Annotated in this window: 25 protein-coding genes; 10 read left to right on the forward strand and 15 right to left on the reverse strand. The window is 62.2% G+C overall.

Annotated elements, in window-relative coordinates:
- Nucleotides 1–93 precede the first annotated feature (93 nt).
- On the reverse strand, nt 94–387 hold the full coding sequence (locus LIS66_RS03110; protein WP_227973604.1) for a hypothetical protein: 294 nt from the start codon (nt 385–387) through the stop codon (nt 94–96).
- A gap of 235 nt (nt 388–622) precedes the next feature.
- Between LIS66_RS03110 and LIS66_RS03115 the strand changes: the two genes are divergently transcribed.
- The 5 genes from LIS66_RS03115 (at nt 623) to LIS66_RS03135 (ending at nt 5,104) form a co-directional block, all read left to right on the forward strand.
- A complete protein-coding gene (locus LIS66_RS03115; protein WP_227973605.1) occupies nt 623–925 on the forward strand; it encodes a MazG-like family protein in 303 nt (100 codons plus the stop codon).
- A complete protein-coding gene (locus tag LIS66_RS03120; RefSeq protein ID WP_042608894.1) occupies nt 925–1,674 on the forward strand; it encodes a methyltransferase in 750 nt (249 codons plus the stop codon). Before LIS66_RS03115 ends, LIS66_RS03120 begins: the two co-directional genes overlap by 1 nt.
- A gap of 12 nt (nt 1,675–1,686) precedes the next feature.
- Nucleotides 1,687–2,298 carry a DUF4136 domain-containing protein gene (locus LIS66_RS03125; RefSeq protein WP_227973606.1) on the forward strand — a complete coding sequence of 204 codons (612 nt, stop codon included), beginning with the start codon at nt 1,687–1,689 and terminating at the stop codon, nt 2,296–2,298.
- A gap of 41 nt (nt 2,299–2,339) precedes the next feature.
- Nucleotides 2,340–2,897, forward strand: coding sequence for a DUF4136 domain-containing protein (locus LIS66_RS03130; protein WP_227973607.1), 558 nt, complete (start codon nt 2,340–2,342; stop codon nt 2,895–2,897).
- A gap of 209 nt (nt 2,898–3,106) precedes the next feature.
- Nucleotides 3,107–5,104, forward strand: coding sequence for a pilus assembly protein TadG-related protein (locus LIS66_RS03135; RefSeq protein ID WP_227973608.1), 1,998 nt, complete (start codon nt 3,107–3,109; stop codon nt 5,102–5,104).
- Here the strand turns inward: LIS66_RS03135 and LIS66_RS03140 are convergent.
- The gene (locus LIS66_RS03140) at nt 5,089–7,851 is read right to left on the reverse strand and encodes an ATP-binding protein (RefSeq protein ID WP_227973609.1); all 2,763 of its coding nucleotides are present in this window, start codon (nt 7,849–7,851) and stop codon (nt 5,089–5,091) included. The genes LIS66_RS03135 and LIS66_RS03140 overlap by 16 nt on opposite strands.
- Nucleotides 7,848–8,294, reverse strand: coding sequence for a TadE/TadG family type IV pilus assembly protein (locus tag LIS66_RS03145; protein WP_042608889.1), 447 nt, complete (start codon nt 8,292–8,294; stop codon nt 7,848–7,850). Before LIS66_RS03145 ends, LIS66_RS03140 begins: the two co-directional genes overlap by 4 nt.
- 75 nt (nt 8,295–8,369) lie before the next feature.
- On the opposite strand from LIS66_RS03145, the gene LIS66_RS03150 reads away from it, so the two are divergent.
- From LIS66_RS03150 to LIS66_RS03160, 3 genes are all read left to right on the forward strand, one after another.
- Nucleotides 8,370–8,840, forward strand: a complete 471-nt coding sequence (locus LIS66_RS03150; protein ID WP_227973610.1) for an A24 family peptidase — start codon at nt 8,370–8,372, stop codon at nt 8,838–8,840.
- 106 nt (nt 8,841–8,946) lie between these two features.
- Complete coding sequence (locus LIS66_RS03155; protein WP_416220755.1) at nt 8,947–9,726, forward strand: response regulator; 780 nt, start codon at nt 8,947–8,949, stop codon at nt 9,724–9,726.
- Nucleotides 9,727–10,586: 860 nt separating this feature from the next.
- Complete coding sequence (locus LIS66_RS03160) at nt 10,587–10,949, forward strand: DUF6124 family protein (protein ID WP_064362961.1); 363 nt, start codon at nt 10,587–10,589, stop codon at nt 10,947–10,949.
- Between the two features lie 105 nt (nt 10,950–11,054).
- Here the strand turns inward: LIS66_RS03160 and LIS66_RS03165 are convergent, their stop codons facing one another.
- Genes LIS66_RS03165 through cpaB form a run of 8 tightly spaced genes read right to left on the reverse strand, consistent with a single transcriptional unit; the run spans nt 11,055 to nt 18,503 of the window.
- Entirely contained in the window at nt 11,055–11,327 is a 273-nt protein-coding gene (locus LIS66_RS03165; RefSeq protein WP_227973612.1) for a DUF3613 domain-containing protein, read from the reverse strand.
- Between the two features lie 10 nt (nt 11,328–11,337).
- Nucleotides 11,338–12,060: a tetratricopeptide repeat protein gene (locus LIS66_RS03170; protein WP_227973613.1), complete on the reverse strand. Its 723-nt coding sequence runs from the start codon at nt 12,058–12,060 to the stop codon at nt 11,338–11,340.
- A gap of 23 nt (nt 12,061–12,083) precedes the next feature.
- Nucleotides 12,084–12,968, reverse strand: a complete 885-nt coding sequence (locus tag LIS66_RS03175) for a type II secretion system F family protein (protein WP_227973614.1) — start codon at nt 12,966–12,968, stop codon at nt 12,084–12,086.
- 1 nt (nt 12,969) lies between these two features.
- Nucleotides 12,970–13,854, reverse strand: a complete 885-nt coding sequence (locus tag LIS66_RS03180; protein ID WP_042609750.1) for a type II secretion system F family protein — start codon at nt 13,852–13,854, stop codon at nt 12,970–12,972.
- Nucleotides 13,855–13,871: 17 nt separating this feature from the next.
- Nucleotides 13,872–15,140 (reverse strand): CpaF family protein, encoded by a 1,269-nt coding sequence (locus tag LIS66_RS03185; RefSeq protein WP_042609751.1) that lies wholly within the window; start codon nt 15,138–15,140, stop codon nt 13,872–13,874.
- On the reverse strand, nt 15,137–16,327 hold the full coding sequence (locus LIS66_RS03190) for a pilus assembly protein (protein WP_042609752.1): 1,191 nt from the start codon (nt 16,325–16,327) through the stop codon (nt 15,137–15,139). The genes LIS66_RS03185 and LIS66_RS03190 overlap by 4 nt, the downstream gene beginning before the upstream one ends.
- Entirely contained in the window at nt 16,324–17,541 is a 1,218-nt protein-coding gene (locus LIS66_RS03195) for a type II and III secretion system protein family protein (RefSeq protein WP_042609753.1), read from the reverse strand. The genes LIS66_RS03190 and LIS66_RS03195 overlap by 4 nt, the downstream gene beginning before the upstream one ends.
- A gap of 20 nt (nt 17,542–17,561) precedes the next feature.
- Nucleotides 17,562–18,503 (reverse strand): Flp pilus assembly protein CpaB, encoded by a 942-nt coding sequence (cpaB, locus tag LIS66_RS03200; protein ID WP_042609754.1) that lies wholly within the window; start codon nt 18,501–18,503, stop codon nt 17,562–17,564.
- A gap of 338 nt (nt 18,504–18,841) precedes the next feature.
- Between cpaB and LIS66_RS03205 the strand changes: the two genes are divergently transcribed.
- Nucleotides 18,842–19,048, forward strand: coding sequence for a Flp family type IVb pilin (locus LIS66_RS03205; RefSeq protein ID WP_042609780.1), 207 nt, complete (start codon nt 18,842–18,844; stop codon nt 19,046–19,048).
- Nucleotides 19,049–19,119: 71 nt separating this feature from the next.
- On the forward strand, nt 19,120–19,527 hold the full coding sequence (locus LIS66_RS03210) for a response regulator (RefSeq protein ID WP_042609755.1): 408 nt from the start codon (nt 19,120–19,122) through the stop codon (nt 19,525–19,527).
- Nucleotides 19,528–20,140: 613 nt separating this feature from the next.
- Here the strand turns inward: LIS66_RS03210 and LIS66_RS03215 are convergent.
- The 4 genes from LIS66_RS03215 to LIS66_RS03230 form a co-directional block, all read right to left on the reverse strand.
- Nucleotides 20,141–21,811, reverse strand: coding sequence for a ShlB/FhaC/HecB family hemolysin secretion/activation protein (locus LIS66_RS03215; RefSeq protein WP_083354132.1), 1,671 nt, complete (start codon nt 21,809–21,811; stop codon nt 20,141–20,143).
- 134 nt (nt 21,812–21,945) lie between these two features.
- On the reverse strand, nt 21,946–23,538 hold the full coding sequence (locus LIS66_RS03220) for a collagen-like triple helix repeat-containing protein (protein ID WP_227973615.1): 1,593 nt from the start codon (nt 23,536–23,538) through the stop codon (nt 21,946–21,948).
- Nucleotides 23,539–23,840: 302 nt separating this feature from the next.
- Nucleotides 23,841–24,695, reverse strand: a complete 855-nt coding sequence (locus LIS66_RS03225; RefSeq protein WP_042609758.1) for a MaoC family dehydratase — start codon at nt 24,693–24,695, stop codon at nt 23,841–23,843.
- Between the two features lie 2 nt (nt 24,696–24,697).
- A complete protein-coding gene (locus LIS66_RS03230) occupies nt 24,698–26,050 on the reverse strand; it encodes a 3-oxoacyl-ACP reductase (RefSeq protein WP_042609759.1) in 1,353 nt (450 codons plus the stop codon).
- Nucleotides 26,051–26,271: the final 221 nt, after the last annotated feature.

Consider the following 26,271-nt stretch of genomic DNA (forward strand, 5'->3'; position numbering starts at 1 on the left):
TGAGCCTGCTCGCGATAGCGCCCGTTCAGTCACACAAGCTTCGAATGACATACCGCGATCGCGAGCAGGCTCACTCCTACAGGGGGCGGTGGGTTAATGGATGATCCAGCTCAACAACCACAACCCGAGCAGCAACCAGATGATCCCGGCAATGATCGACGCGTTCATGAACGCCCGAATCGCCGACCACAACAGCATCAGGCCAACGATCAGCGCGATGATGCTGATGATCGAGGTGTCCATCCCCAGCGTCTGCGCCAGGCCATCGACAAAATTGCCGCCAGCGTTGCTGAGCATGTTGAACAGACCGCTGAGGCCATCGACGATGAAGCGGATGACCGAACCGACTGCCTGGCCGAGCCATTCGAAAAAGCTTTCTACACGCATGTCTGCATCCCTGATGAAAGAGCTGAGCCTTGGGCCACGCCGAGGGCGGCCGAGTTCCCTGCAACTATAGAGCGTTTGCACGTCCTGTAGGAGTGAGCCTGCTCGCGATGACGCCGTCACATTCGACATCATCGTCGACTGACATCCCCCTATCGCGAGCAGGCTCACTCCTACAGGTTTTGCGCTTGCCTTAAGCACCTATCCCCCCGAAGCTATGCGTCTTCAGGAGAGCCCGATGAACCTTGTTGAACTGACCGAACGCCTGCACGCCATTCGCGACCGCAATGACTGGCGGCAATTTCACAGCCCGAAAAACCTCGCCATGGCCGCCAGCGTGGAAATGGCCGAGCTGGTGGAAATCTTCCAGTGGCTGACAGAAGACCAGTCGCGCCAGTTGCCGGCGGACACACTCGCCCATGCCGGGCAGGAAGTCGGCGATATCGTCCTGTATCTGTTGCTGCTGTGCAGCGAGCTGGGCCTGGACATGAATGAAGTGGTGCGCGCCAAGCTCGCCGACAGCGAACGGCGGTTCAACTGATGAGCGACCGTCATTTCGATCAGTTGGCCACGCGCTTCGCCGAAAAAATCTACGGCGGCGCCAAAGGCGCGATTCGCCTCGCCGTGTTGCAGGCCGACCTGAGCGAGGCTTTGCCGGATCGTCCGCTGCGGGTGCTCGATATCGGCGGGGGCTTGGGGCACATGTCGCTGTGGCTGGCCGAGCGCGGCCATGACGTCACCTTCACCGAGCCGGCCGAACCGATGCTCGAAGGTGCGCGCCAGCGGTTTGCCGAAGCCGGACAAAGCGCGACGTTCATTCAGGCGCCGTGGCAGGCACTCCCCGGTCAGCTCACCGAACCCTATGATCTGGTGATCTGCCACGCCGTGCTGGAATGGCTCGCCGAACCCCATGCGATCCTGCCGGTGCTGCACCAGTTGACCAAGCCCGGCGGCTGGCTGTCGCTGGCGTTCTACAACCGTGATGCGCTGATTTATCGCAATCTGCTCAAGGGCCATTTCAAGAAAATGCGCAAAAACGTCATGGCCGGCGAAAAGCAGAGCCTGACCCCGCAACAGCCTCTCGACCCACGGGAATTGGCGACGCAACTCGCCGGAATGTGGCAGGTCGAAAGTCAGAGCGGCGTACGGGTATTTCACGATTACATGCCGGTGGAATTCCAGGCCCGCGCCGAACTGGCGGATTTGCTGGAAATGGAACTCGCGCACCGTCGTCACCCAGGCTTCGCCGGGCTTGGGCGTTACTTGCACTGGATCTGCCGGCCGATCTGATCGGAGCGCGACATGAAAGCTCAATGCGGGTTATTGCTGATGTGTCTGGGGTTGACCGCCTGTCAGGGCAGCAACCCCTACGTGGCGCAGTCGCGGCCATTGCCGCCAGCGCCGCCGCAAGCCGCCACTACTTTCGACCGTAGCGCCTACCCGGCGCCGCCGCGTGATTACGGGCGCTACCGCAACTGGGCCTGGCTCAACGGCCAGTTGCCACGGGGCACGGCGTGGGCCGACTCGGCGCAGGTGGCCGAGGCGGTCAGCAACGCCCTCGACCAGCGCGGCTTGCGCCCGATGCGCGACAACCGCCCGGCCGACCTGCTGGTCAGCGCCGATCTGCATCTGGAAACCCGATTGCGACAGGTCCGCGACGATTACGGCTACTACGGCGGTTACGGCGGCTATGATCGGTATGGTCGCGGTTACGGCATGTACAACTCCGTTCCGATCGTGCGCACTTATCAGGAGCAGGTCGTGGTGGTGCGGGTCGATCTGTTCGATGCCGGCAATGGTCAACCGGTGTGGAGCGCCAGCGCCGAAACCGGCACCCAGGGCAATCAGATCGAACGCGCCGATGCGATTCGCGAGGCTGTGGAAAAAGCCATGGCTGCGTATCCTCCCAGCTGACTTCGTGTCAGCAGGTTCATGTCTTCACCCGGAGAAACATCATGTTCCGCCGTCTCGCTCTACTCGCTTTTGCCGCGCTGCTCAGCGCCTGCGCTGCCAACCAGGTCAATCACGACTTCGATGCCAGCCGCGACTTCGCCGCGTATCGCAGCTGGAGCTGGAAAGATCCGGCCCTGCAATATCGTCCCGATGACCCGCGCATCAAGAGTGACCTGACCGAACAGCGCATCCGCCAGGCGGTATCCGATCAACTCGATCAGCGCGGTTTGCGCCCAGCCGCTGGCGGCGGCAAGGGTGATCTGAATGTGCAGACCTACCTGATCGTCGAGGATCGGCAGCAACAGGTGACGACCAATTACGGCGGCGGTTGGGGCGGTCCGTGGAACGGCTACTGGGGCGCGCCGATGTACAACGAAACGCGCAACATCACCTACAAGGTCGCGACCATTCAGATCGACCTGCTCGACGGCAAGGACGGCAAACTGGTGTGGCGCGGCAGCGATGAACAAATGCTCAGCAGCCGCCCGAATCCGGCCGATCGCAGCAGTGCCATTCGCGAGACCGTCGCAAGGATTCTGGCCAACTATCCACCGCGTTGATTATTTCCTGAAACCGGCACAGCCCTGTAGGAGTGAGCCTGCTCGCGATAACGGTATGTCTGGTTCCTGGCCGGTGACTGACACACCGCTATCGCGAGCAGGCTCACTCCTACAGGGGGCGTGACGCCAGCACTCTCGACCGACCGCGTCTACACTCTTTTTCATTAACGGAGGTAGCGCTCGGCACTGCGCCGGCACAGGAGTGCGCCATGTCGCGAGGATCGCAATGCAACGGCCCGGCCCGGCAACGCGGGGCGATCGGTTTGATGGCGGCCGCCACCCTGAGTCTGGCGCTGGTGATGATGTTGCTGGTGGTCGACAGCGGTCGCCTGTACATGGAACAGCGCAAACTGCAGCGGGTGGTGGATACCGCCGCCCTCGAAGCGGTGAGTCGCAACGGTGATTGCCTGCCCGGGCTGACGGCCGCCAGTTACGCCGGGCAAAGTGCGCTGCGCAATGGCTACCTCGTCGATGCCAACAACACCCTCGCCACCACCTGCGGCACCCTGGCCACCGCTGCCAGCGGTGTGCGCAATTTCACAGTGGATGCTACGCAATCCACCGCAGTCAAAGTCGTCGCCAGCCGCACGGTCACCAGCAGTTTTGCCGGCGGTGTGCAGGCGCTGTTCAGCGCCACGCCGGTCAGCCTCAACACCACGCTCAATGCTTCAGCCGTTGCCGCCAAACCACAACCGACCATCGCTCAACTGAATATTCGCAGCACCCTCGCCAGCATCGACACGGCGCAGTCGAACATTCTCAATCCGCTGTTTTCCGGGCTGCTCGGCGGCAACGTCAACCTGACGGCAGTGGGCTGGGACGGTTTGCTGCACACCGACATCAACCTGCTCAAATACCTCGATCAACTGGCGATCAACCTCAACGTCGGTGCCGGCAATTACACCCAGTTGCTCAACACCCAAGCGACCGTGACACAGTTGATTCAGGCAGCGGCGACGGTGGTACAACTCAACGGCGCGACCGCGCAAGTGGTCACCGCGCTGGGTCAGTTGCAGGTCGCCGCGATCAACGCGGCGCCGGTCAGACTCGGCGAGATCCTGCAACTGCAAACCGGCACCACGGCGGCGGGACTGGATGCCAATCTGCAGTTACTGCAACTGGTGCAGGGCGTGGTGCAACTGGCCAACAGCAAGAGCGCGGTGGCGGCGACCTTGCCGGTCAATGTGCTGGGGCTGGCCGGTGTCACGGTGCGGGTGAAGGTAATCGAGCCGCCGCAGTTCTCGGCGATTGGCGACCCGGCGCGGGCCAAGGCCGACCCGCTGGGACCGGAGCGGATTTATGTGCGCACTGCGCAGGTTCGCACGCTGTTGTCGGTGAATTTGCCGGTGCTGAACGGCGTGACCGGGTTGACCAATGCAGTCCTCGGCCTGGTCGGTACGTTGACGCCGACACTCAATGCCTTGCTGAGCCTGAACCTGGTGGACACGCTCAACTCAGTGCTCTGCCTGTTGGGCGCCGGTTGCCAACAGCTCGATCCGAAACTGCTGCCCTCGCCGCAAATCGATATCGCCCTGGATGCCGGCGGTGCGAAAAGCTATGTCAGCGATTACCGTTGCCCGACCGGCGACACCGGCAGCAAAAGCCTGACCGCCACCACCACGACCTCTCTGGCCGATCTCAAGCTCGGCAAGATCGATCCCGTCGCAGCGTTCTCTTCAGTCGCCGAACCAACGGTGGCGCCGTTGCCACTGGTCGATCTCGGCATCATCACCTGCCACAGGATTCTCGGCATCGGCAGTTGCGATGCCGCCTCCCACGTCCAGTACGGCGCTGGCGGCATCGCCCTCAAACTCGACGCCAGCGTCGCGCAAACCACGCAGAACCTGCTGTTCTCCAGTACCACGCCCTTCGCCACCCCGGCCAATCTCAAACTGCCGCCGAGTCTGCTGCCCGCCGCGCCGACCAGCAACATCGTCGGCAGCCTGGCGAACACCCTGTCCGGGATCAACCTGATCGTCTACAAACCCGTCGGCAGCAATCCGCTGGGCGCCATTGTCACGGGCGTCGCCTCGTTGATCAGCGATGTCACCAACCGCTTGTTGCCGGTGGTCACCGGGTTGATCAGCCCCTTGCTCGACCCGTTGCTGAACAATCTGCTCAAAGGCCTGGGGATCAACCTGATGAACACCGAGGTAGGCGCCAACATGACCTGCGGGCAGACCGGCAAAGCCTATCTGGTGATCTGATCGTCCGTGGCAATCGGCAGTTCGATGCAGAACCGCGCGCCTTCTGCCGAGTTGCGCACGCTCAATTGGCCGCCCATGTTGGCGATGATGCCGTAGCTCACCGACAAGCCCAGGCCTGTGCCGACGCCGATCGGTTTGGTGGTGAAAAACGGCTCGAAGATCCGCTCCAGCAAACGCGGATCGATGCCGCCGCCGTTGTCCTCGACCCACAAGCGCACGCTTTCTTCGTCACGCTCGGCGTAGATCGAAATCCATGGCTTGAACGCTGAGTCGCTGTCGCGTTTGCCGAGCAGCGCGTCGCGGGCGTTGACCATCAGGTTGATCAGCACCTGTTCCAGCTGATCGACGTAGCCGCGCACCTGCGCCTCGAAACCGGTCTCGCTGATGCGCAGGTCGACACCTTTACCGCGCATGCCCTCGGCCAGCAGTGACAGCGTGCCCTCGATCGCTTGCGCCGGATTAAACAATTGCTGCTCGATTTCCGAGCGCCGACCGAAGACGCGCATGTGGTCGACCACTTTCGCCGCGCGTTGCACCTGGGCGTCAATGCGGTTGAGTTTGTCGGTCAGGTAATCGACCTGAACATCACCGTTGCCGAGGCGCTTGAGCACGTTGACGATGGCCATGCGCATCACGTTCAGCGGCTGATTGATCTCGTGGGCGAGGCCGGTGGCCATTTCGCCGAGGGTGGCCATTTTCGCGCTTTGCGTAAGTTGCTGTTGCGAGCGGCGCACCTCGGTGTTGTCGCGGCCCACGGCTTGCACTTCAATCAACTGGCCGTGCTCGTCGAACACGCCACGATCCGACCAGACCCACCAGGCGTGTTCGCGTCCGGGCAATTGCAGGCTGATTTCGGCGGTGCTCACCGGTTGTTCCGGGGTCAGTTGGCTCAGGCGCTGCACAAAAGCGCCGCGCTGTTCCTCGGACATCCAGCCGCCGAGATCAACCCCGGGCAGTTGCTCCGGGGTGCATTCCAGATAAGTAGCCAACGGTCGGTTGCCAAAAGTCAGCGTCAGGTCAGGCCGATAACGGCAGATCATCGCAGGCGAGTCCTCGACCAGAATCCGGTAACGCTCTTCGCTCTGGCGGACCTGCTCGGCGGCAAGCGTCGCGTCGGTGACATCCAGCCACAGGCCCACTGCCTCGACCGGCAGACCGAGATCGTTGCGCAGCAATTTTGCTTCATCGAGCAGCCAGTGATAGTCGCCACGGCTGTCACGCAGGCGATAACGCGCACGCACCGAGCCTTCGCGCAGCAACTGGCGGTTGCGCTGGAAATACAGTTCGCGGTCATCGGGATGCACGCGCTCGACCAGCGCTGCCGCGTCGCAGTCTTCCAGTGTGCAGCCGAGCAAGGGTTGCAGGCTGGCGCTGAAAAACGCCGGGATCAGCGCGCCTTCTTCATAACGCTGCACATAGATCACCGCTGGCGAGCTGGCGATCAGATTGTCCAGCCGCGCATGGGCGGCAGCGGCGCGCTGTTGTTGATTCTGGATATCGCTGATATCGAGCATGAACCCGACCAGACGCCGATGCTCACCCGTGCCGCTGACCTGACCCTGAATCCGGTACCACGTCGCGGTTGCGCCGACATCCGCACGGTGCAGGCGTACGCTCAGGGGCAGCGCTTCTCCTTGCAGTTGCAGGGCGTGCAAACGGCTGCGCAACTCGTCGCGGTCGGCGGGATGGAACAGTCGCAGCCAGTCTTCCACCGCCAGCGTGCGGTCGCTGAGGCCCAGTGCCGAGGCCAGTGACGGCGCCAGTGCAATCTGCCCGTCGGCACTGATTTCCCACCAGCCGGTACCGAGCAGGTGTTGCAGGGAATCGAGACGCTCCATCGATTGCACATGGCGCTGCTCGCGCAAGCGGCTGAGCAACGGCCCGGCCAGTGCGCCGGCCAGGGTCAGCCAGTCGCGATCGGTCAGCCATGGTGCCACGTTGTCGACCGTGTAAAACCCGCAAAGCAGCCACGCGACCACGCCTTGATCATTGCTGTAGGGCACGGCGAAACCGTTGGCGTTGCCGAAGGTGGCCTGCAATCGCGAGTGCTCATAACGGCCCTGCTGGCCCGCGAGGCGTTGCGGCGCGCTGCCGTTGAGGCTGTCCAGCGGCGTGCCCAATGACTGGCCGTCCTCCCACAATTGTGGAGCGTCGTGGCCACGAAACTGTTGATGAACCTGCCAGCCCTGAGCTTGCTCGTCGAGCAGCGCCACGGCCAGGCAGGGGATATGCCAGCGCTGGGCGATGGCCTGCAATTGTTCGCCGAGCACCGTCGGCAAACGCGTCAGGCTGCAGGTGCGCAGATGATCGCTGACCTGCGCGGCGAGGGTCTGGCAGGCGTCGCGATCACGCGATTGCTGGCGTTCAAGCAGCAGGTCGGCGATGTCGAGCAGTTGCAGCAGCCAGCCGTCACCCAATGGTTGCACCCACCCGCGCAAGTGCAGCGGCTGATCATTCAGGCCGGGAAAGTCGAGATCGAGCAATTGCCCGTGCCAGTCCCGCGGCTGACCTTCGATGGTCAGCAGGCTATGCGGCAGCAGATAGGCGCTGAGCGGCAACGGTTGGTCGTTGAGTTTGTGCTGGGCGAGCAAATGCCGCAGCGGGCCGGCGATCTGCAACACCTCGCCGTCGCCATTCAAATACAGATGCAGCCCGGTGGGCGGTGCGCCGAGGCGGTCCGGCAGCTCAAGGACAGCGCTGGGCGCACGCTTGAGCAAACGCCCGAAGAGTTTATCGCCGGCGGTCAAAATTGCAGGCTCGAGCGGGCGGTCAGGTGCGTGGGCAGATTGGGCACCGTGCCAATGCCCGGCAGTACCAGAAACGGCATGATCTGATTGAGCTTGCTCACCGGGTAATTGACGCTGACGGTCAGGGTCCCGGTACCCGTGTCGTACGCTGAGCTGGTGTCGACCCCGACCACCAGATTCAGGGCCGAGGGCAGCCACTGCAGTTGTTGGGTCAGCGCGGCATTGGCGGTGTTGACCACCACCGTCGAATAGTTCGGCGTGGTCGGGTCCACCGCGACACTGCGGCGTACGGCTTCGGCGGTGGCCTGGTTGAACGATTGCATCATCACGAAGGGCAAGCCGTAGCTGACCAACCCATAAAACACCGCAAAAAAGATGATGAACACCAAGGCGAATTCGATCGCCACCGCACCTTTTTGCGACCTGCGAAAGCCGTTTTTCATGCGTGCGTCTACCCTGACAGTCACTGCGTAGTATCAGCATAGAATCATTCAGCCAAAACGGACGGCTTTTAGCGGATGCAGATTTCTCTGGTTCTGATCTGGCTGGCGATCTGCGCTGCGCAGGATGTCCGGCAACGGCGAATTTCCAACGTACTGACGTTGGGCGTGGGCGCGCTGGCGCTGGTCTGGTTGCTGGCGACCGGCAGCACCTGGCTGGGCGCTGACGCGGGGCAGGGCGGCTGGGCGTGTCTGATCGCTTTGCTGCTGACATTGCCCGGTTATTTCCTGGGCCGCATGGGCGCCGGCGATGTGAAATTAATGACAGCCCTGGGTCTTGCGACGAACGGCATCTTTGTTCTCGGCGCGTTTATTGGCGCGGGCGTGGCCAGCGTCTTGTGGCTGCTGCTCGCGCCAAAAGTCTGGCCTCTTATGGGTCAAGGGCTTACGGAGCTTTTGCGCCATCTGGCCCCTGACAAGTCAAAAAAGCTGCCATTTGCGCCGTTCGTGTGGGTAGGCGCAGTGCTTTCGTGGTACTGGATCACCTGATTGCGGGGTGCCACTAGTCCTATGTACATAGTCGGAAAGTGGGTCTACTTTCAATTCAGGCGAATACGCCACCAAAGTGCAGGAATCGTCAGCGTTGGCCCGAGCAATGGAGTGGTTCGTGAACAAGCCTAATGCGGTAAAAATCCTCGTGGTCGATGATCAGCCGCTGATCGTCGAAGAACTGTGTGAGTTTCTTGAGAGCAGTGGCTACCGTTGCGTGCCGTGCGATTCGAGTCTTGAAGCCATCGAGCTGTTCAGGGCGGACCCGGACATCGGTCTGGTGCTGAGCGATTTGCACATGCCGGACATGGATGGCATCGAGTTGATCCAGGCGTTGCAGCGCCTGGCCGGCAAGCAGCGGGTGTTCGAGGCGATCATGCTCACTGGGCGCGCCGACAAGCAGGATGTGATCAAGGCGCTGCGCGCGGGGATTGCCGATTACTATCAGAAGCCGATTGAACTGGCTGAGTTGCTCGAAGGCGTACAGCGTCAGGAGCTGGCTTTGCAGGAGCGGCAGAAGAATCTGCATCTGGGGCATCTGAATCAGAAGTTGCAGTTTTTGTCCGAGTCGATTGATGACCTTTATCAGGATCTGGACAAGGTGCGGCGCTCGCCTGCGCCGGTGGTGAGTGAGGGTGAGCCTGAGTCTGCCGAGATGCCGGCGGTGTTCAGTCAGTTGTCGCCGCGGCAGTTGGATGTGGCGCGGTTGGTGGGCAAGGGGCAGACCAATTATCAGATTGCCTGTGAGTTGGGGATTACCGAGAACACGGTGAAGCTGTATGTGTCGCAGGTGTTGCGTTTGACGCATATGCATAATCGGACGCAGTTGGCCTTGGCTTTGTCGCCCAGCGGTTCTGTTGGGCGGCAGCGGGTTACGGCTCATTAATCGGTGAATATCCGTTGCTGCGGTAACGGCTTCTTAGGGTTTCGCCCTTACGGCGAGTCCCTTTTGGCAAACGCCCCAAAAGGAACCAAAAGGTCTTCGCCCTGACGTTCGGCCCGCTCGCTGGGGCTCGGGGTTCCTTCGCTCCGGGACTGATCCGGGCGCAGCGGCTCCGGTTTGCTTCGCTGCACCTACACTCGCTGTGTACGACTGCGTCGTACGGTCGCTGCGCTCCCACGCCCGGATCAATCCCTCCACTCAGCCTGCCGACGGGCTCCAAGATCAAAATCTACTCGAGCTTGCGCTCATTGTTGAGTGGTGCGGCTTCGCCGCGGGCAGCTGCGCTGCTTTTGCTTTCTGTGGAAGCGAGCCTGCTCGCGAAGGCGGCCTGACAGCCGACCTGTTCTTAATTGGTACGTGATCCAACTGTAGGAGCTGCCGAAGGCTGCGATCTTTTGCTTTTGATTTTGCTTTTGCTGTTCTGTGGGAGCGAGCCTGCTCGCAATGAGGCCAGTGGGTCCGCCGATAACTTGAAGTCGTTTAAATCTGACGCGAGATAACCAGAACCTTCCCACAAGGTTTTCAGGTTGTCCGTCGGACGTCAGGCCACTAGTCTCTGGCTGTCGTCGAACCTTCGGCGATCGGGTGTGAGAACCCTGCTACTTATGGTCATCCAGTATCTGTGCACGCATAATCGCCGCCAGCTTGTCCGCTGTCTGCAATGCGTCATGGCGGCTGTGTGCGGGCAGACTTCGGTCTGGCCGGGTGTCCATAACCGGTATTCTCACCCCGCATACAGTTGCCACCTTTTGCCCCGTGAGAATGGCATTGGGTCGCACCGCAGATTTTGGAGAGCCGTTTCAATGGACAAACTGATCCCCGACCCACCCCCATCCCCCACCACGCCACTCGAAGACGCCCTGCGCGCCGACGATCTTGTGAAAAACCGCGAAGCGATAAAACGCGCGCTCGATTTCTACCTCTGTCCCGAACCCGCAAAACCACACCCGCCCAGCACGCTGTTCATGGTGGTGCCCAATGTCGATACCGAAAGCCTGTTGGCGCATGCCTGTGAGTCGCTGGCGTCGGCGAGTGCGATGGCGAGCAATTTCGCTGGTGAGTTGAGTGGTTTTCAGCGCTCCACGGCGTTGGCGATTCAGCAGATTGTCATGCTGGCCGAGCTGGCGGTGAATCGAGCGCTGGATCGGGTTGATCCGCAGACCTGAAACCGCGTTATCGTTCTTCGCGAGCCGGCTCGCTCCCACAGAAAGCACACGGTCGACTGTGGGAGCGAGCCTGCTCGCGAAGGGGCCCTCAAGGTCACCACCAAACTAATTCTTGCTCTCGATCTTCCCGCCCGCATCCGGATCGTAAAAGTCCGGAATCTCGTACTGGTATTTCTTCAGCCAGCGCTGCATCGCCAGTTCGCGTTCGGTGGCGGTGGCGCTTTGGGGTTTGGGTGAGGCAGCTTTGTTGCGGCTTTGCAGGACCAGCCAGCCTTCGGTTTCCTGCTGCTGCGCTGAAGCGGGGCCTGCGTCGATGGCGTGCGCGCTGAGGGGCAGGGTGAGCAGGGCCAGGTAGCACAGGCCTTTGCGGATGTTCATGGCTGTCTCCTTAATTGAGCGTCGGCGGTAGCGGGTCGATGAAGGCGGCGACGCGGTCGCCGGGTGTGGCTTTGGCGTGGGTTGGCGCTTTGAGTTTTTCCGCGCGTTGCTGCGCTTCGGAAAATTGCTCCGGGGTCAGTTTCGAGCGGCTGACGATTTCGGCGGCTTGTGGCCAGTCGTTCTGGAAGAGCAGCAGGGTGACCATGTTCAGCGTCGCCAGTTGATTGTTCTGGCTCAGTTCGATGGCGGTGAGGAATTCGAATTTCGCTTCGTTGAGGCGCAGTTGGTTGAGGTAGACCACGCCGAGGTCGTTGCGGATTTTCTCGTCGGTGGGTGCCAGGCGTGCGGCGCGTTGCAGGTGGGCCTGGGCCTGGCCATTGTCGCCACGGGCGGCGTAGACCTGGCCGAGGCCGTGTTCGGCCTGGGCGGTGAGGCAGCCGCCAAGCAGGCTGCGGTAGAGCGGCTCGGCTTCGCTGCGGCCGAGCAGGCGATAGACTTTGGCTTTGCGCAGGCGCACTTCGCTGAGGTTGTCCGGCAGGCTTTGCAGGTTGGCCAGGCTGGCGTGGAGCTTGCCGTCGCTGGCCAGGTCATCGGCGAGGTTCAGCGACAGTTCCTGCTCCGACGTGAGTTTGCTACAGCTGGACGGCGACAGCAGCGCGGTCCACGGCGCCTGGCCGTCCGTGGCGCAGCCGCTGAGCAGCAACAGGCTTGCCATGACTATCAGTACTTTCATCAAACGCTCTCCATGAGCCAAGGTCAGTTTGCGAAGGCGCGGGCAATGGCGGTGAAGCCCGGGCCGGCCAGTACGATCAGCAGGGCCGGAAAGAGAAACAGCATCATCACCACCGACATCTTCGCCGACATTTTCGAGATGTATTCCTGCAGCCGGGTCAGGCGTCGGTCATCCAGCAATTGCTTGAGCGCCAGCAGTGATTTCATCGCGCCGCCGCCCTGGTGGATCAGTTGCTGGAGGATCACGCAGGTGTCGGTGAATTCGTCCACCGCGAGCATCACCGCGGTCTTGTTCAGCTCCTGACCCAGCTCCAGACCGGAGTCGACGCGGTTGAGGATCAGGCGCAGTTCGCTGGTCAGCTCCGGCAGCAGTTTTTGCGCTTCGATGCTGAGCACGCGCAGGGCTTGTTCCACCGCCATGCCGGATTCGAAGAGGATGCGCAGCAGTGGAATGAACGTGGAGACTTCCACGGCGATGGTCTTCTGCCGGCGGGCGGCGGCGTAGGCGAGCAGGCGTTTGGGCAAGAGATAGCCGCCGCCAGCGGCGAACATCGGCGCCATCCAGCGGTGGCTGGTCTGCGGGAAGAACACTTCCTGCAGAAAGATCGCCAGCCCCAGGGCGAGCAGGGGTGTGCCGATCTGGCAAGCCGCGAAGAGGGCGCGTTCATTGGCACGACGCCAGCCGAGGCGGCCGAGCAGGGTCTGGGTTTCGCTGTCGATGCTCACCGAGCGCCGACCGAAGCGGCTGTTGCCCAGCGCACGCAGCCAGTGGCCGAAGCGGTTCTCCCGCACCAACTGCCCCTGCAAGCGCTGATGCACCTGACGCACGCGGCGGCGCTCGGTGAGCAGGTGATTGCCCACCAATAACAGCGAACCGAGCAGCAACAACAACGCCGCGAGCCAGACCATCTCAAACGCTCCGCAACATGCGCCACAGCGCCAGACTGCCCAGCACCTGCAACGCGGCGGCAGTGAGCAACATGGTCTGGCCGCTCTCGTCGTGCCACATGCCAAGCATGTAGCCGGGGTTGGTCAGCATGAAATAGCTCACCAGAATCAGCGGCAGCAAACCCAGCACCCAAGCGGTCATGCGCGTTTCCCCGGTCAGCGCGCGCAACTGCCGAGCGCCCTGGTCGCGCTCGCGGATCAGTTTGATCAGGTTCTCCAGCAGCTCACTGGCATTGCCGCCGTAGCGGTGATTGACCTTCAGGCCGAGGGCGAACATGCGCAGTTCGTCCTGCTCGTAGAGTTCGGCAAAATCGCTGACTGCATCAGGCAGATTCACCCCCAGTTGCACGTTACGCTGCACTCGGCCCATGGCGGTTTTCAGCGGATCCTCGCTGGCTTCGATACCGCCCAGCACTGCATCGCTGAGGGTGCGCCCTGACTTCAGGCTGCGCACCGTATGGTCGAGCAATTGCGGCAGTTGTTCGATCATCCGGCGGATTCGGCGTCGGTAGCGAATGGCGATGTATAGCCGCAACGCCACGGGCGGCGCGATCAGCATCAGCACCAGTCCGACCCAGCTGGCGAGCAGAAATCCCAAACCCACGGCCGCCGCCCACAGGCTCAGCCACAGGCCGAAACGCTCGCTCGGCTGACCCAGTCCGGCACGCAGAAACATGCGTTCCAATCCCACCCATTTCGTCTGTTCCACGGCCTTTTGCGGTTGCCCGGCGGCGAGCCGGTTGAGGACTTTTTCTGTCGCGGTTTTGCGCAGGCCTTGGAGGAACAGATAGATCGACAGCCCGAGCAGCATCAGGCAAATGACGATAAGAATGATCGGTGCCAGCATCTGCGTGCTCCTCGCCGTCAGCCCGGGTGAGCGTCGTGGCGCAGCTTGTCGCCGGCCGGGTTGACCGCTTCGCGCACAAAGCCGAAACCGGTGCGGCGGTCGAGGCGGAACAGGGTGTTGGTGACGTAGACGTCCTCGCGAATGCCGACCACTTCCACCACTTCGCTGACGCAGCGTCGACCATCGGGCATGCGTGTCAGCTGAATGATCACGTCGAGGGCGGCGCAGATCATTTGACGCAGGGTGCGTTCGGCAATCGAGCGCCCGGTTAGCCCGACCAGGGTTTCCAGTCGCAGCAGCGCGTCCTGGGCATTGTTGGCGTGCACGGTGCTCATCGAGCCGTCGTGGCCGGTGTTCATGGCGGTGAGCACGTCGACCACTTCGACGCCCCGGATCTCGCCGAGAATAATCCGGTCGGGGCGCATGCGCAGGGCGTTGCGAATCAGGTCGCTGGCCTTGACCTCGCCGTGGCCCTCGGCATTGGGCGGGCGGGTTTCCAGGCGCACCACGTGCGGGTGGCCGAGTTGCAGCTCGGCGACGTCTTCGATGGTCACCAGCCGTTCGTGGGGATTGATCAGTTGGCTGAGGATGTTCAGCAGCGTGGTCTTGCCGGTCCCGGTGCCGCCGCTGATGAGGATGTTGCAGCGCTTGCCCACGGCGTTCTGCAGAAATTCGAAGATCGCCAGATCGATGGTCTGCATCGCCATCAGATCGGTGCTCTTGAGCATGTCCTTGCGAAATTTGCGGATCGACAGGCACGGGCCGTCGAGGGCGATCGGCGGGATGATGGCGTTGACCCGGCTGCCATCGGGCAGGCGCGCATCGACCATCGGCGAGGACTCGTCGAGGCGTCGGCCGAGTGGCGCAAGGATGCGCTGCATGACCCGCTCGACGTGATGCGCATCGATAAAACGCAGATCGCTCTGATGCAGGACGCCGTCGCGCTCGATGAACACCCGGTGCGGGCCGTTGACCAGGATTTCCGTCACCGACGGGTCGCGCAGCAGGACTTCCAGCGGGCCGAAACCGGTGAGCTCGTCGACGATTTCTTCGCCGAGACGCTCCATCTCGTAGCGCGAGATTGCCAGATGCAAACGGGCGATGTATTCGGCGACCTTGTCGGTGACGAACTGCGCCAGTTGCTGGCGCGAACCTTCCAGCAGGTTTTGCCCCGACTCCTCGATGGCATCGATGATGTAGCGGTGCAGGACCAGTTTCAGGCCTTCGTGATCGCTGTTGCCGATCGCTCCGCGCGGCGTCGCGCCAAAGAGTTTTTCTGCGCTCATGAGCTGCCTCGCAGACGGTCGAACCAAGTGACTTTCGGCTTGTTCAGGCCCTCGGAACGCTTGGCCAGACGTTCGCCGAGGGCGCGCAGGCTCTGGGTGAGTTTCTCCCGTGGCGCCAGTTCGAACAGACTCACGCCCTGGTTTTTCGCGTTCAGACGCACATCGGGACTGAAGGCCAGCACGGCGATGACTTGCAGATTGAAGGTCTTGCCCAGGGTCTCGGCATCCGGCGCGACGTTGTTCAGGTAGCGATCGATCAGCAAGCGCCCGTGCTCGAGCTTCATGCCTTTCTCGCGCCACTGGTTGAGCACGGCGAGGTTGCGTCGGCAGTTGAGGACGTTCTGGTCGGTGTACCAGAGCAGTTTGTCGCAATGGCTGACGAAGGTACGCAACGCTTCACTGTCGGCCTGCCCGGTGAGGTTGACGACGATGTGCTGGAAGTGCTGACGCAGGGCGCTGAGCAGCATGTACAGCTCGGCGGCACTGGTGGTTTCCAGCGGCTCGTCGGTGTTGGCGTAGGCAAGAATGCGCAGGCCGTGGTCGGCGCTGGTGAAGGCACTGTCGATCAGCGTGGCGTCGAGACGGCGCAGGTGGCGCAGGGCATCGCCGAAGTGAAACGAGCTCTCCAGGCCCAACAACGCGAGGCTGTCGCCACGGGGCAGGCCGAGGTCGAGCAACAGGGTTTGCTGGCCGCTCTTCTGCACCACCATTGCCATGTGGTTGGCGAGCAAGGCACCGTCGGAACTGCCCTGCACTCCGTACATCACCGTTAGCCCGCCGAGCTGGGTGTTGGGCGCGACGGCCGGCAGGCGTTTGCTCAGGCGCCGTACCAGTCCGGCGACTTCGCTGGAGCGTGAGCCATAGGCGACAAAATCCCGCGCGCCGGCGCGCATCGCATTGAGTACGAGCTGATTGTCCATGCCGTCGCCGAGGGCAACGATCGCCAGCATCGGCTTGGCCTCGAGCGCACCTTCGATCAGCGCACTCTGCGCCACGACATGCTCGCGATCGAGGCCGACGAACACCAGATTGGCGAACGTTACATCGACCAGCGCGAGCAGTTCATCGAGGCTGCCGGCGCCGGCGCTGACCACTTGGCCAAGGGGGGCGAGGGCGCTTTGCAGCCATTCCAGATCGGTGCTGTTGCGGGTGATGGCGAGGAAGGTCTGACTAAGATTCTGGTTCATTGCGACAACCCGCTGCGCTTGTCGAAGTTACCGTTCTCAAGGAAAAACATGCGGTAGAAATTCGGGTCGTAGTTGCGCAGTTTCTCCCCCGGCAACGACGGCAGTCGCGCGTCCGCCGCCAATGGCTGGACCAGATGCGGGGTGACGATCATCAGCAATTCGCGCTCTTCGCGTTTGATCTGCGAACCCTTGAAAAATGCGCCCAATATGGGGATGTCGCCAAGGCCCGGAAACTTGTTCACCTGTGAACTGTTGGTGGTGCTGATCAAACCGCTGATGACAAAACTTTCGCCATCGCCCAGCGACACGCTGGTGTCAGTACGGCGGATGGTCAGCGCCGGAACGGTGGTGCCGGCGATGTTCACCGCGTTGGCAAAATCCAGTTCGCTGACTTCCGGTGCGACCTTCAAGGCGATGCGGTCGCGGCCGATGATGGTCGGTGTCAGGGTCAGGCGGATGCCGAATTCCTTGTACTCGATCGACACGCTGTCACTGCCGGAACTGGGCACCGGGATCGGAATTTCGCCACCGGCCAGGAAACTCGCGCTCTGCCCGTTCAGCGCCACCAGGCTTGGCCGTGCCAAGGTGTAGGCGAAGCCGCTGGTTTCCAGGGCGTTGATGATCGCCATGGTCTTGCCGCCGACCCAGGAAAAATTGAACAGCGAGTTATCCACCGGCAGGCGCGGCTGCGGCACGCCGTCAATCGGCGGCAGTGTGCCGGGCGAGCCGAACAGGAAATTGCCGCGGGTGCCGATCAGCGAGGCGGTGGCTTCCTTGAGTTTGGTGCGGCTGACTTCGACGAAACGAATGTCGGTCTGCACCTGCGACGGCAGGGTCGGATCGTCGGACGGCACGCTGCTGGTCAGCGCCGTGGTCGCCGCGCCCTGGACGAAAACCATGGCTTGTTGCGGCTGCGCGGAACACGCCGTCCAGACCATCAGGCTGGTCGCGCCGGGACCGACGCCAGTGAGCAAAAAGGACGAACCGCCGTTGGCATGCACGTCGGCAATTTTCGGGTCGCCGACCGCCAGGCGGGTGATCGCCACCGGAGACTGCATGTCCTGCTGGAAGCCTTCACCGATCTCGATCACCGAAGGCAGACGCGGCAGTGCCGAACAATTGCCGACCGCCGCGAGGGCGGAGTCCATCGACAATCCCAACAACAGCAAGGCCCGGAGCGCCGGTTTCAATGTCGGTCTGAGTCGACTCTGCATGCACGTGAATCCTTGCGCAGTCATGGGGTTTGTTGGCTGATCTGGTTGCCGCGAATGATCTCCACCGCGGGCCTGGGGGCCGCGCCGACACTGGCGGTTGAAGGTGCTCGTTGAGCGCTGCCCAAAGCGAGTTGAGTGAACTGGAAAAGCTGGCTGTTGGCGCGATCCAGGTGCGCGGGCGATTGCGTTTCGCCGGCCCAATATCTGGCCAACCGTTGTTCTTCGCTGCTGCGCACCGCGAGACGCAACGTGCCGACCTGGGTCGCGAGCATCAGACGGCTGAGCAATTGTTCCGGCACCGCCAGCACCACGGTGCGCGCGGCGATGCGGCGTTGATCCTGTTTGATTTTTTCTTCGGCGCTGAGGCCGGGCGATGCCGGTTGGCCGTCGTTGGTCAGGCCGTACTGTTCGCCGATCCCGAGCACGCGCAAGGCCGGAACGGCGATCTGCGCCGACTGCTGCAGATTGCTCGCGTCTTCGCGCAAGTACAGCAGCACATCGACATAATCCCCCGGCAGCAATTGCCCGGCGCCACCGATCACTTCGTCGACGGCCACGGTCAGCGCGCGCTCGTCGCGGCGAATCATCCGCGCCAGCGCGCCACCGGCCTGAAAGCTTTCGTCGCTGAGCCAGGTGCCGGCGCTGAGGTGCCGCCAAGGTGTGCGGCCCACGGCTTGTTCAATGCTGGTCAGGCTGCCGGCCGGTGCACTGCGCAGTTTTTCCACGGCCACATCGGCGGCGGTCAACGGTGTGAACGGCGGTACATCGTGGACCAGCACCACCACCGGTTGGCGGGTCTGGTCTTCGGCAATCGCGACAGTCTGTTCAACGCTGAGCGCGGGTACGACGGGTGCCTCCGCGACCGGGGCCGGCTGACGACTGAGCACCAGCCCCCAGTAACCGACAACAACCGCACCTAGCAACAACAACGCGGCAAGGCCCATGGTGACGCGACTGTTCATGACGGCTCTCCTTTTCCTGCTGCACAAGCCAACTGCAATTGCTCTTGAGAGGCGTACTGATCTGGCAGCTATGAACATGCAACTATTTCGCTATTTCCAAGCTAGCTGATCCAAGCAAAAGCGCCATTAATGACAGGCAAATAACCCACCAAAGTATGAGTTTCGGCCAATTGTCAGTGGGAAACGGCGGCGACACGTTGGGATTAATGCTTTGTGATTAATGCGTTCTTACAGTTGTTGGGCGGGGGTTTGTTGACAATGCTCAAGTGGCACGGTGGAACCATGCCGCGGTCGTGATGTGGGCGCCAGGGGCGCGAAGGAGTAGAGCTATGTTTCGTATGACTTTCGATTATCTGATGGCCAAGGCTCGGGCGTTTGCCAGCAGCGAAGAGGGTGCTTCGGCGATTGAGTATGCAATCGTGGTGGCGATGGTGGCGGTGGTGGTGGTTGCATTCGTTAGCCCGCTTGGAGACAGGGTGCTGGCGATTTTCAACAATGTTCTGACGTCGCTCGATGGTACGGCTGTTACTCGGCCAACACCTTGAGGCTTTTGAACACTGCACCTGGCTGATATCGCACTACACTGGATTTACCTTTCAGCATTCAGGTATTGCCTATGAACGCGCCTTCGCCGTCCCGCCAACAGTTGCTTCTGGTCGATGATGAAGAAGACGCGTTGCTGGAGTTGGCGGAGTTGCTGGAGGGGGAGGGCTTTACCTGTCATACCGCGACGTCGGTGAAGTTGGCGTTGCATCTGTTGACCCGGCATCCGGATATTGCCTTGGTGATTACTGATCTGCGCATGCCGGAGGAGTCGGGCATGTCGTTGATCAGGCGGCTGCGTGAGCATACGTCGCGTGAGCATTTGCCGGTGATTGTGATGTCGGGGCATGCGGACATGGAGGATGTCAGCGATATGTTGCGGTTGCAGGTGCTGGATCTGTTTCGCAAGCCGATTTATCACGTTCGGTTGTTGGAGACTCTCGATAATCTGTTTCCCAAGCCTCGGGTTGAGGCTGGGTGAACTCGGCGGCCTTTGGGCCGACCGTGTTGGTGGGGGTTTGGGTGAATATCCGTTGCTGCGGGTGTTGCTGATTACGGTTCCGCCCTTACGGCGGGTCACCTTTTTCAAACGCCAAAAAGGTAACCCAAAAGGCTTGCTCCTACGTTCGGCCCTCGCAGGCTCGGGTTCCTTCGCTCCGGGACTGATCCGGGCGCAGCGGCTCCGGTTTGCTTCGCTGCACCTCCTTCCGCTGTGTCTGGCTGCGCCAGACGGTCGCTGCGCTCCCACGCCCGGATCAATCCCTCCACTCAGCCTTCCGACGTCGCCGGTGGATCAAGATCAAAAGCACTCGAGCTTGCGCTCATTGTTGAGTGGTGCGGCTTCGCCGCGGGCAGCTGCGCTGCTTTGTTTTGGCTTTTGTAGGAGTGAGCCTGCTCGCGAAGGCGGCCTGCCAGCCGACCTGTTTATCACTGAATACCCACGATCAAACTGTGGGAGCTGGCTTGCTCGCGAAGGCGGCCTGCCAGCCGACCTGTTTCTCACTGAATACCAACGATCGAAACTGTAGGAGCGAGCCTGCTCGCGAAAGCGGTGTGTCAGCTGAAAAAATCCTGACTGACACACCGCTCGCCCCTCACAACTGATAACTGAAACTGATGCTGTACCGCGGCTTGCGATTGAACGTGTCCAGCGCTTCATCGGACATGGCCTTCGCCACTTCCAGGGCGATGTTGTAGTACCTGGCATCGCCAAATCTCAGCCCGACGGCGGTGGATGACAGGTTGTTGGCCTGCACCGGCAGTTGGTTGAACCAGCTGCGCGAGCGGTCGAGGACCACGTAGGGTTGCAGGATGCGCACCCAGTTGCCGTCGCGGTTGAAGCTGTAGTTGACCTCGTAGGCCACGCCCCAGCCCTTGTCGCCCGAGGCCTGGTCGTCGGGGTAGCCACGGCCGAAATTCTGTCCGCCGAACACCGCGCGCTCGCTGTCGGGCAGGGTGTCGTCGCTCCAGTACAGCGCTGCCGAGAGCACGCCTTGCCAGTTGTCGAGAAACTTGTCGCTCTGCACGCCGGACAGTCTCACGCGGAAGAAATCCAGATCGATGTCGTCGTAGTTGGTGTTTGCACCGAGGCTGTCGAAACCCTGGTAGACGCCGGCGCTGAGGATGCGCAGTTGGCGGGCGTCGGCCTTGCGCCAGTCACCTTCGAAGGCGAGGGCGCGGACGTCGGTGCGCAGCTCGGTGCTGAAGGGGAAGTTGACGCCGTCGTAGCGCGTCTTGTCGTCGACTGCGTAGAGGCGTGAGCCGGCGGTCAGCAGTTCGTTGGCGGAGGCGATCAGGGGCATGCTGAAGCCGATCGAGTAGCGATCATTCTCGCGGTGGGTACTCAGGCGCCCACCGCCGCCGACCAGCACTTCGGTGTCCGGGTCGGCGCGGTAGCGCGAAGCCGAGAGGTTGAGTTGCGTGCCTTCGGCGTCGAGGAATTGGCTGTAGTCGAGACGGTAGTAATGCTCTTTGTCGTCGCCCGGTGGGAACAGGCCGCTGAGGCTCAACTGTTCGCCCATCGACGTCTGCGAGTTGCTGCTGACGCCGAGCAACGCCTGCGGGCCGTTGCGGTTGTCTTCGGTGGTGCTCAGGGTGCTGGTGAACGGTTTGCGGCTGGCCTGGGCGACCAGGGTGGTGGCGCCATCGGTGGTGCCCGGTGGCGGCACTTGCGCTTGAATCGTTACGCCGGGAATGCGGCTCATCAGCGTGGTGTAGCGCTCGAAGGTCTTGCGCGTCAGCGGGCGTTCAGCCTGGATTTTCGCGGCGAGTCTGTCGAGCAGGCCTTTGACCCGGCCGATGTCGCCCTGCATCTGGATATCGCGCACGTAGCCTTCAACCAGCACCACCCGCGCCACGCCCTCATCGAAGTCCTGTTGCGGCAGAAACGCGTAGGACAACAGGTAGCCGTCGTGCTGGTAGCGACGGGTGATGTTGCGCGTCGCTTCAATCAGTTCGGCAAGGCTGGCCTCACGGCCGATCAATGGTTTGTAGACTTCGGCCAGTTCGTTGAGTGGATAAATCGTGCCGCCTTCGATCTGCACGGTCTTCAGGTTGATCCTGGTTTCCATCAGCAGTGGTTGTGCGGCGGTCGCGCCGGGATCCGGCACTTGCAGCGGCGCCGCGCTCGGGCGATAGGCGTCGGCAGGAAGGTTGGGGACGGGCAGGTTGCGGGTGGTTTCGTTGCTGTTGAGAAAACTGGGCAAGGTGTCGGCGAGGGCAGCGGAACTGAGGCTCAGGCACAGCAGGGATGCCAGTACGCGCATAGGACACTCCATGGTCAGAACACAGCACAGGGCAGGTTTTTCCTTAGAAAAAAGGCGGAAGACTCGTGGGAATCTTCCGCCCTCAACCAAGCGTAGGCGCTGTAGGTAAGGCCGTCGAATCGGCCAGGTGCAATTTAGCGTTTGTTGCCCCCAAGCGCGCCGGTCAGCCCGCCGAGCACCCCGCCCAGACCGCCAGTTGTACCGCCAGTGGCAGTGCCGTTGTTGACCAGCCCACCGACGGCCGCCACGGTGCCGCCGACATTGGTTACCAGCCCACCGACTGCCGTGGTCACCGGGGTGTTGGTCGCGGCGATCGCACCGCCGACGCTGCCCACCGCAGCGCCCACCTGGCCGGTGATACCGGCAACCGGAGTGCCGAGACCGGTGGCTGCGCCGACCTGTTGAGTGACAGTGGTGACCGCGCTGGTCACAGGGTTGAGACCTGCTCCCACTGCGGCGCCAACGCTTGCCAGCGGCGAAGTGGGAGCGGTGATCGGTGTGCCCGAGCCACCGAGTACGGTGTTGAGCGAAGCAACTGCGTTGCCCAGGCCACCCGCGGTAACGCCACCGGCACTGACCACGCCGCTGGTGCTGCCGGCATTCAGACCGGTGCCAACATTGACCACTGCGCCACCGACGGTTTGCAGCAGGCCGGTGCCGCCCAGACCACCACCGACGCCACCGGTACCTGAACCCGTGCCATTGGACACCAGACCGCCCGCTTTGCCGACCGCCGTGCCGGCGTTGCTCAAGGCGCCGCCGAGGGTGTTGGTCAGGGCACTGCCGTTGCCGGCGTCGGTGACTTTGCCGCCAAGGCTGTTCACCGTGCCGCCCACCTTCGAGATCACACCTTTGAGCGGATCACCCAGGGCGGTGGCATCGCCAAGTTTATCGGTGGTGCTTTCGACCATGGCGATCACCGGCACCAGGCCGCTGCCGACCTTGTTGGTCAACTGGCTGGTCGGGCCGTTGCTGAGGGTGGTGTTGAGGGTGTCGCCGAGCATGGTGACTTTTTCACCTATGCCATCGACCAGCGGCACTACTTTGGTCACGACGCCACCGACCACGGGAACGCGGCTGGTCGCTGTGTTCAGTTTGGCGCTGAGATCAGATACGCCATCACCGACATCCGAGACCACACCGCCAACCGAGGCCACGGTGGTGGTCAAGCCCTTCGGATCGGTGGCCAGTTTGCCGATGCCATTGCTCACGCCATCGCCCAAGGTGCTGACCACATTGCCAGCGGTATTGGCGACGCTCTGCACAATGCCGCCGGCCAGCGGAACGTTGCTCAAGGCATCACCCACCTGGCCCACGCCATCGCCGACACCGCTGACGGTTTTGCCGACATCCTGCACCAGTGTGGTGGTCACCAGCGAAGGCGCGGCCGGATTGGTCGGGGTGGTGGGATCGGTGGGGTCTGTCGGGTTGGTCGGATTGGTTGGATCGGTACCGCCGCCGGTTCCGCCAGTGCCACCGGTACCACCCGTGCCCGCTGTTCCGTCGCCAGTGCCGCCAGTACCACCGGTCCCGCCTGTGCCAGCAGTATCGCCGCCGGTTCCACCCCCCGCGCCGCCGCTGCCATCGGTACCCGCCGTACCATCTGCAGTCGAGCTGCCGGAGCTGCTGCGATGACCGCCACCGCCGCTGCTGCAGCCGACGAGTCCTACAGAAAGAATCAGTGCCAGCGCGATTGCCGATTTGGACCACATCACTTGAGTTTTCATGATTGAGATTCCTGCACCTGTCACAACGTTACGTTGCCTTCGATGGCCCGCTGATCTGTCGTCGGCGATGCCTCGTCCGTGCTGGTAATCTCAGTCGATCGCAGGTTTTGCACCATTCTCAAGTTGGTATTAACCCCTTTATATACAAGGCCCGGCGCAATGCCGAAGGACTAATACGCAGGTGATAAACGGGCAAAAAAAAGCCTTGAAATTCAAGGCTCGGTTTTTTCACAGCGCTGGGCAGGGCGCGGAAAAACTTAAGTGATATATACACAATTAACGGGTTTTTCCGCCCCGTCAGATCAGGCGATCGGTTGCCATTGGCCGACCATATGTTCCAGGTCGGCGGCACCGAACAGGCGCAATTCGCCGCTGGAACCTGCTGCGCTCGCCAGCAACGTCACTTCACTGGGCAGGCGCACCGGTTTGCGAAAGTGCACGGCGATTTCCAGGTTGGCTTTGGGCAGGTGATCAGAGAGCGCCGCCAGAGTGCGTGCCTTGTTCCACAAACCGTGCGCGATCGCCGTGGGAAAACCGAACAGCTTGGCGCTCGCTGCACTCAGGTGAATCGGGTTGTAGTCGCCGGAGACTTTCGCATACTGACGACCAATATCGGCGGGCGCCGTCCAGCGTGTCACCTCAAGCAAATCCTGCGACGGCTCCCAGTCATGTGCCTGCGCCTCGCCCTCGAGTTTCACGCCGCGACAGAGCATCCGGCTCTCGGCTTCCCACAGCGGACCGAGCTGATCGTCCAGGGTGGTGAGCAGATCGAATGTCGCGCCTTTGGCATGCGGTTGCAGGTTGTGCACGCGCACGCTGACTTGCGCGCGACTGATAGCCCCCATCGGGCGCAACACGCGAATGCGGTTGCTCAGGTGAATCAGCCCGAGCAGCGGGAACGGAAAGTCCTTGGCCGTGAGCAATTGCATCTGCAAGGCGAAGGCGAGGATGTGTGGATAGGTCGGCGGCAGCAGGCCATCATCGACGAAACCGCAGACCTTGCGATAAGCCGCCAGCCGCTTGCCGTCGATATCGACCCAGCAGCGCAGACCGCTGTCGGGCAGTTGCGTGCCGGTGATTTTGCGCCGTGTCGCCGCGCGCGAATAAAGCCCCGGAAGACTCGGTTCACGATCCAGCGTTTGCCATTCGATGCTCATGCTCAAGCCCCCAGCACACTTTGGCCACACACCCGCAGCGCTTGGCCGGTGAACGCGCCCGTGCCCGGTTGCGCCAGCCACGCCACAGCCTCGGCAACGTCTTGCGGCAAGCCGCCCTGGCCCAGCGAACTCATGCGCCGGCCGGCCTCGCGCAGGCCGAACGGAATGTGCGCAGTCATTTGCGTCTCGATAAAACCGGGGGCGACGGCGTTGATGCTGATCCCGCGTTCCAGCAGTGTCGGCGCCCAGGCCTGGGCCAGACCGATCAGGCCAGCCTTGCTTGCTGCGTAGTTGGTCTGCCCGCGATTGCCGGCGATGCCGCTGATCGAGGCGAGCAGGACCACCCGTGCGTTGTCGCGCAGGGTGCCGCTGTCGAGCAGGGCCTTGGTCAGCACTTGCGGCGCATTGAGGTTGACGGCCAGCACCGCGTCCCAGAATTCCGGGGTCATGTTGGCCAGGGTCTTGTCGCGGGTGATGCCGGCGTTGTGCACGAGGATGTCGAGCCCGTCGGGCAGGTGTTCGATCAATTGGGTGGCGGCATCATCGGCGCAGATATCCAGGGTGATCGCGCGGCCGCCGAGGCGGGCGGCGAGAGCTTCGAGGTCGGTCTTGGCCGGTGGCACATCGAGCAGGATCACCTCGGCGCCATCGCGGGCGAGGGTTTCGGCAATCGACGCGCCGATCCCGCGTGCAGCACCCGTGACCAACGCCTTGCGCCCCGCCAGCGGTCGGGTCCAGTCGGTCACCGGCGTGGCGCACGCGGTCAGACGAATCACCTGGCCGGAAACGAACGCACTTTTCGGCGAGAGGAAGAATCGCAGCGGACCTTCAAGTTGATCTTCGGCACCCTCGCCGACGTAGATCAGCTGCAATGTGCCACCGCCGCGCAGCTCTTTGGCCAGCGAACGGGAGAAGCCTTCAAGTGCTCGTTGCGCGCTGGAGGCGAACGGATCACTCAGGGATTCCGGCGCGCGACCAAGGATCACCAGATGCGCGCTATGTTCAAGGTTCTTCATCAATGGCTGGAAGAATTCGCGCAGTTGCTTGAGCTGGTCGGTGTGCTGCAGATCGCTGGCGTCGAACACCACCGCTTTGAGCTTCGGCCCGTGGCCGGGAATCCATGCGGTGGCCAGCGAGGGCTCGGTGCCGTAGCTGTAGATTGCATCGGTCAGGCGATTGGCAAACACACTGATCCGTTCGGCCAGTGGCCCGCCACCGATCAACAGCGCACCCTCGATCGGCCGCAGACGCCCCGCTTGCCAGCGTTCCAGCCGCACCGGCGACGGCAGGCCCAAGGCCCCGACCAGACGATGGCCGAAGGATGAGTTGGCGAAGTCGATATAGCGGTCAGACATGGAACGCTCTCCAGAAGTTGGGGTTCAAAGTGTGGACTGTCCACGGCAATCAATCGTTCGATCGGCGCATTAAGGCCTACGCTGGTTTAGCAGAGTAGTTTGGCCGCGGTGGTTTTGTAGCCAGACACAAATCCAGAAACAACACCGGCCCCTTTTAGGAGTGAGCCTGCTCGCGATAGCGGTGGGTCAGAAACGTGTCATTAGCCTGATACACCGCTATC

The organism is Pseudomonas sp. HN2 (genome assembly GCF_020736465.1).
GTDB lineage: Bacteria > Pseudomonadota > Gammaproteobacteria > Pseudomonadales > Pseudomonadaceae > Aquipseudomonas > Aquipseudomonas moraviensis_A.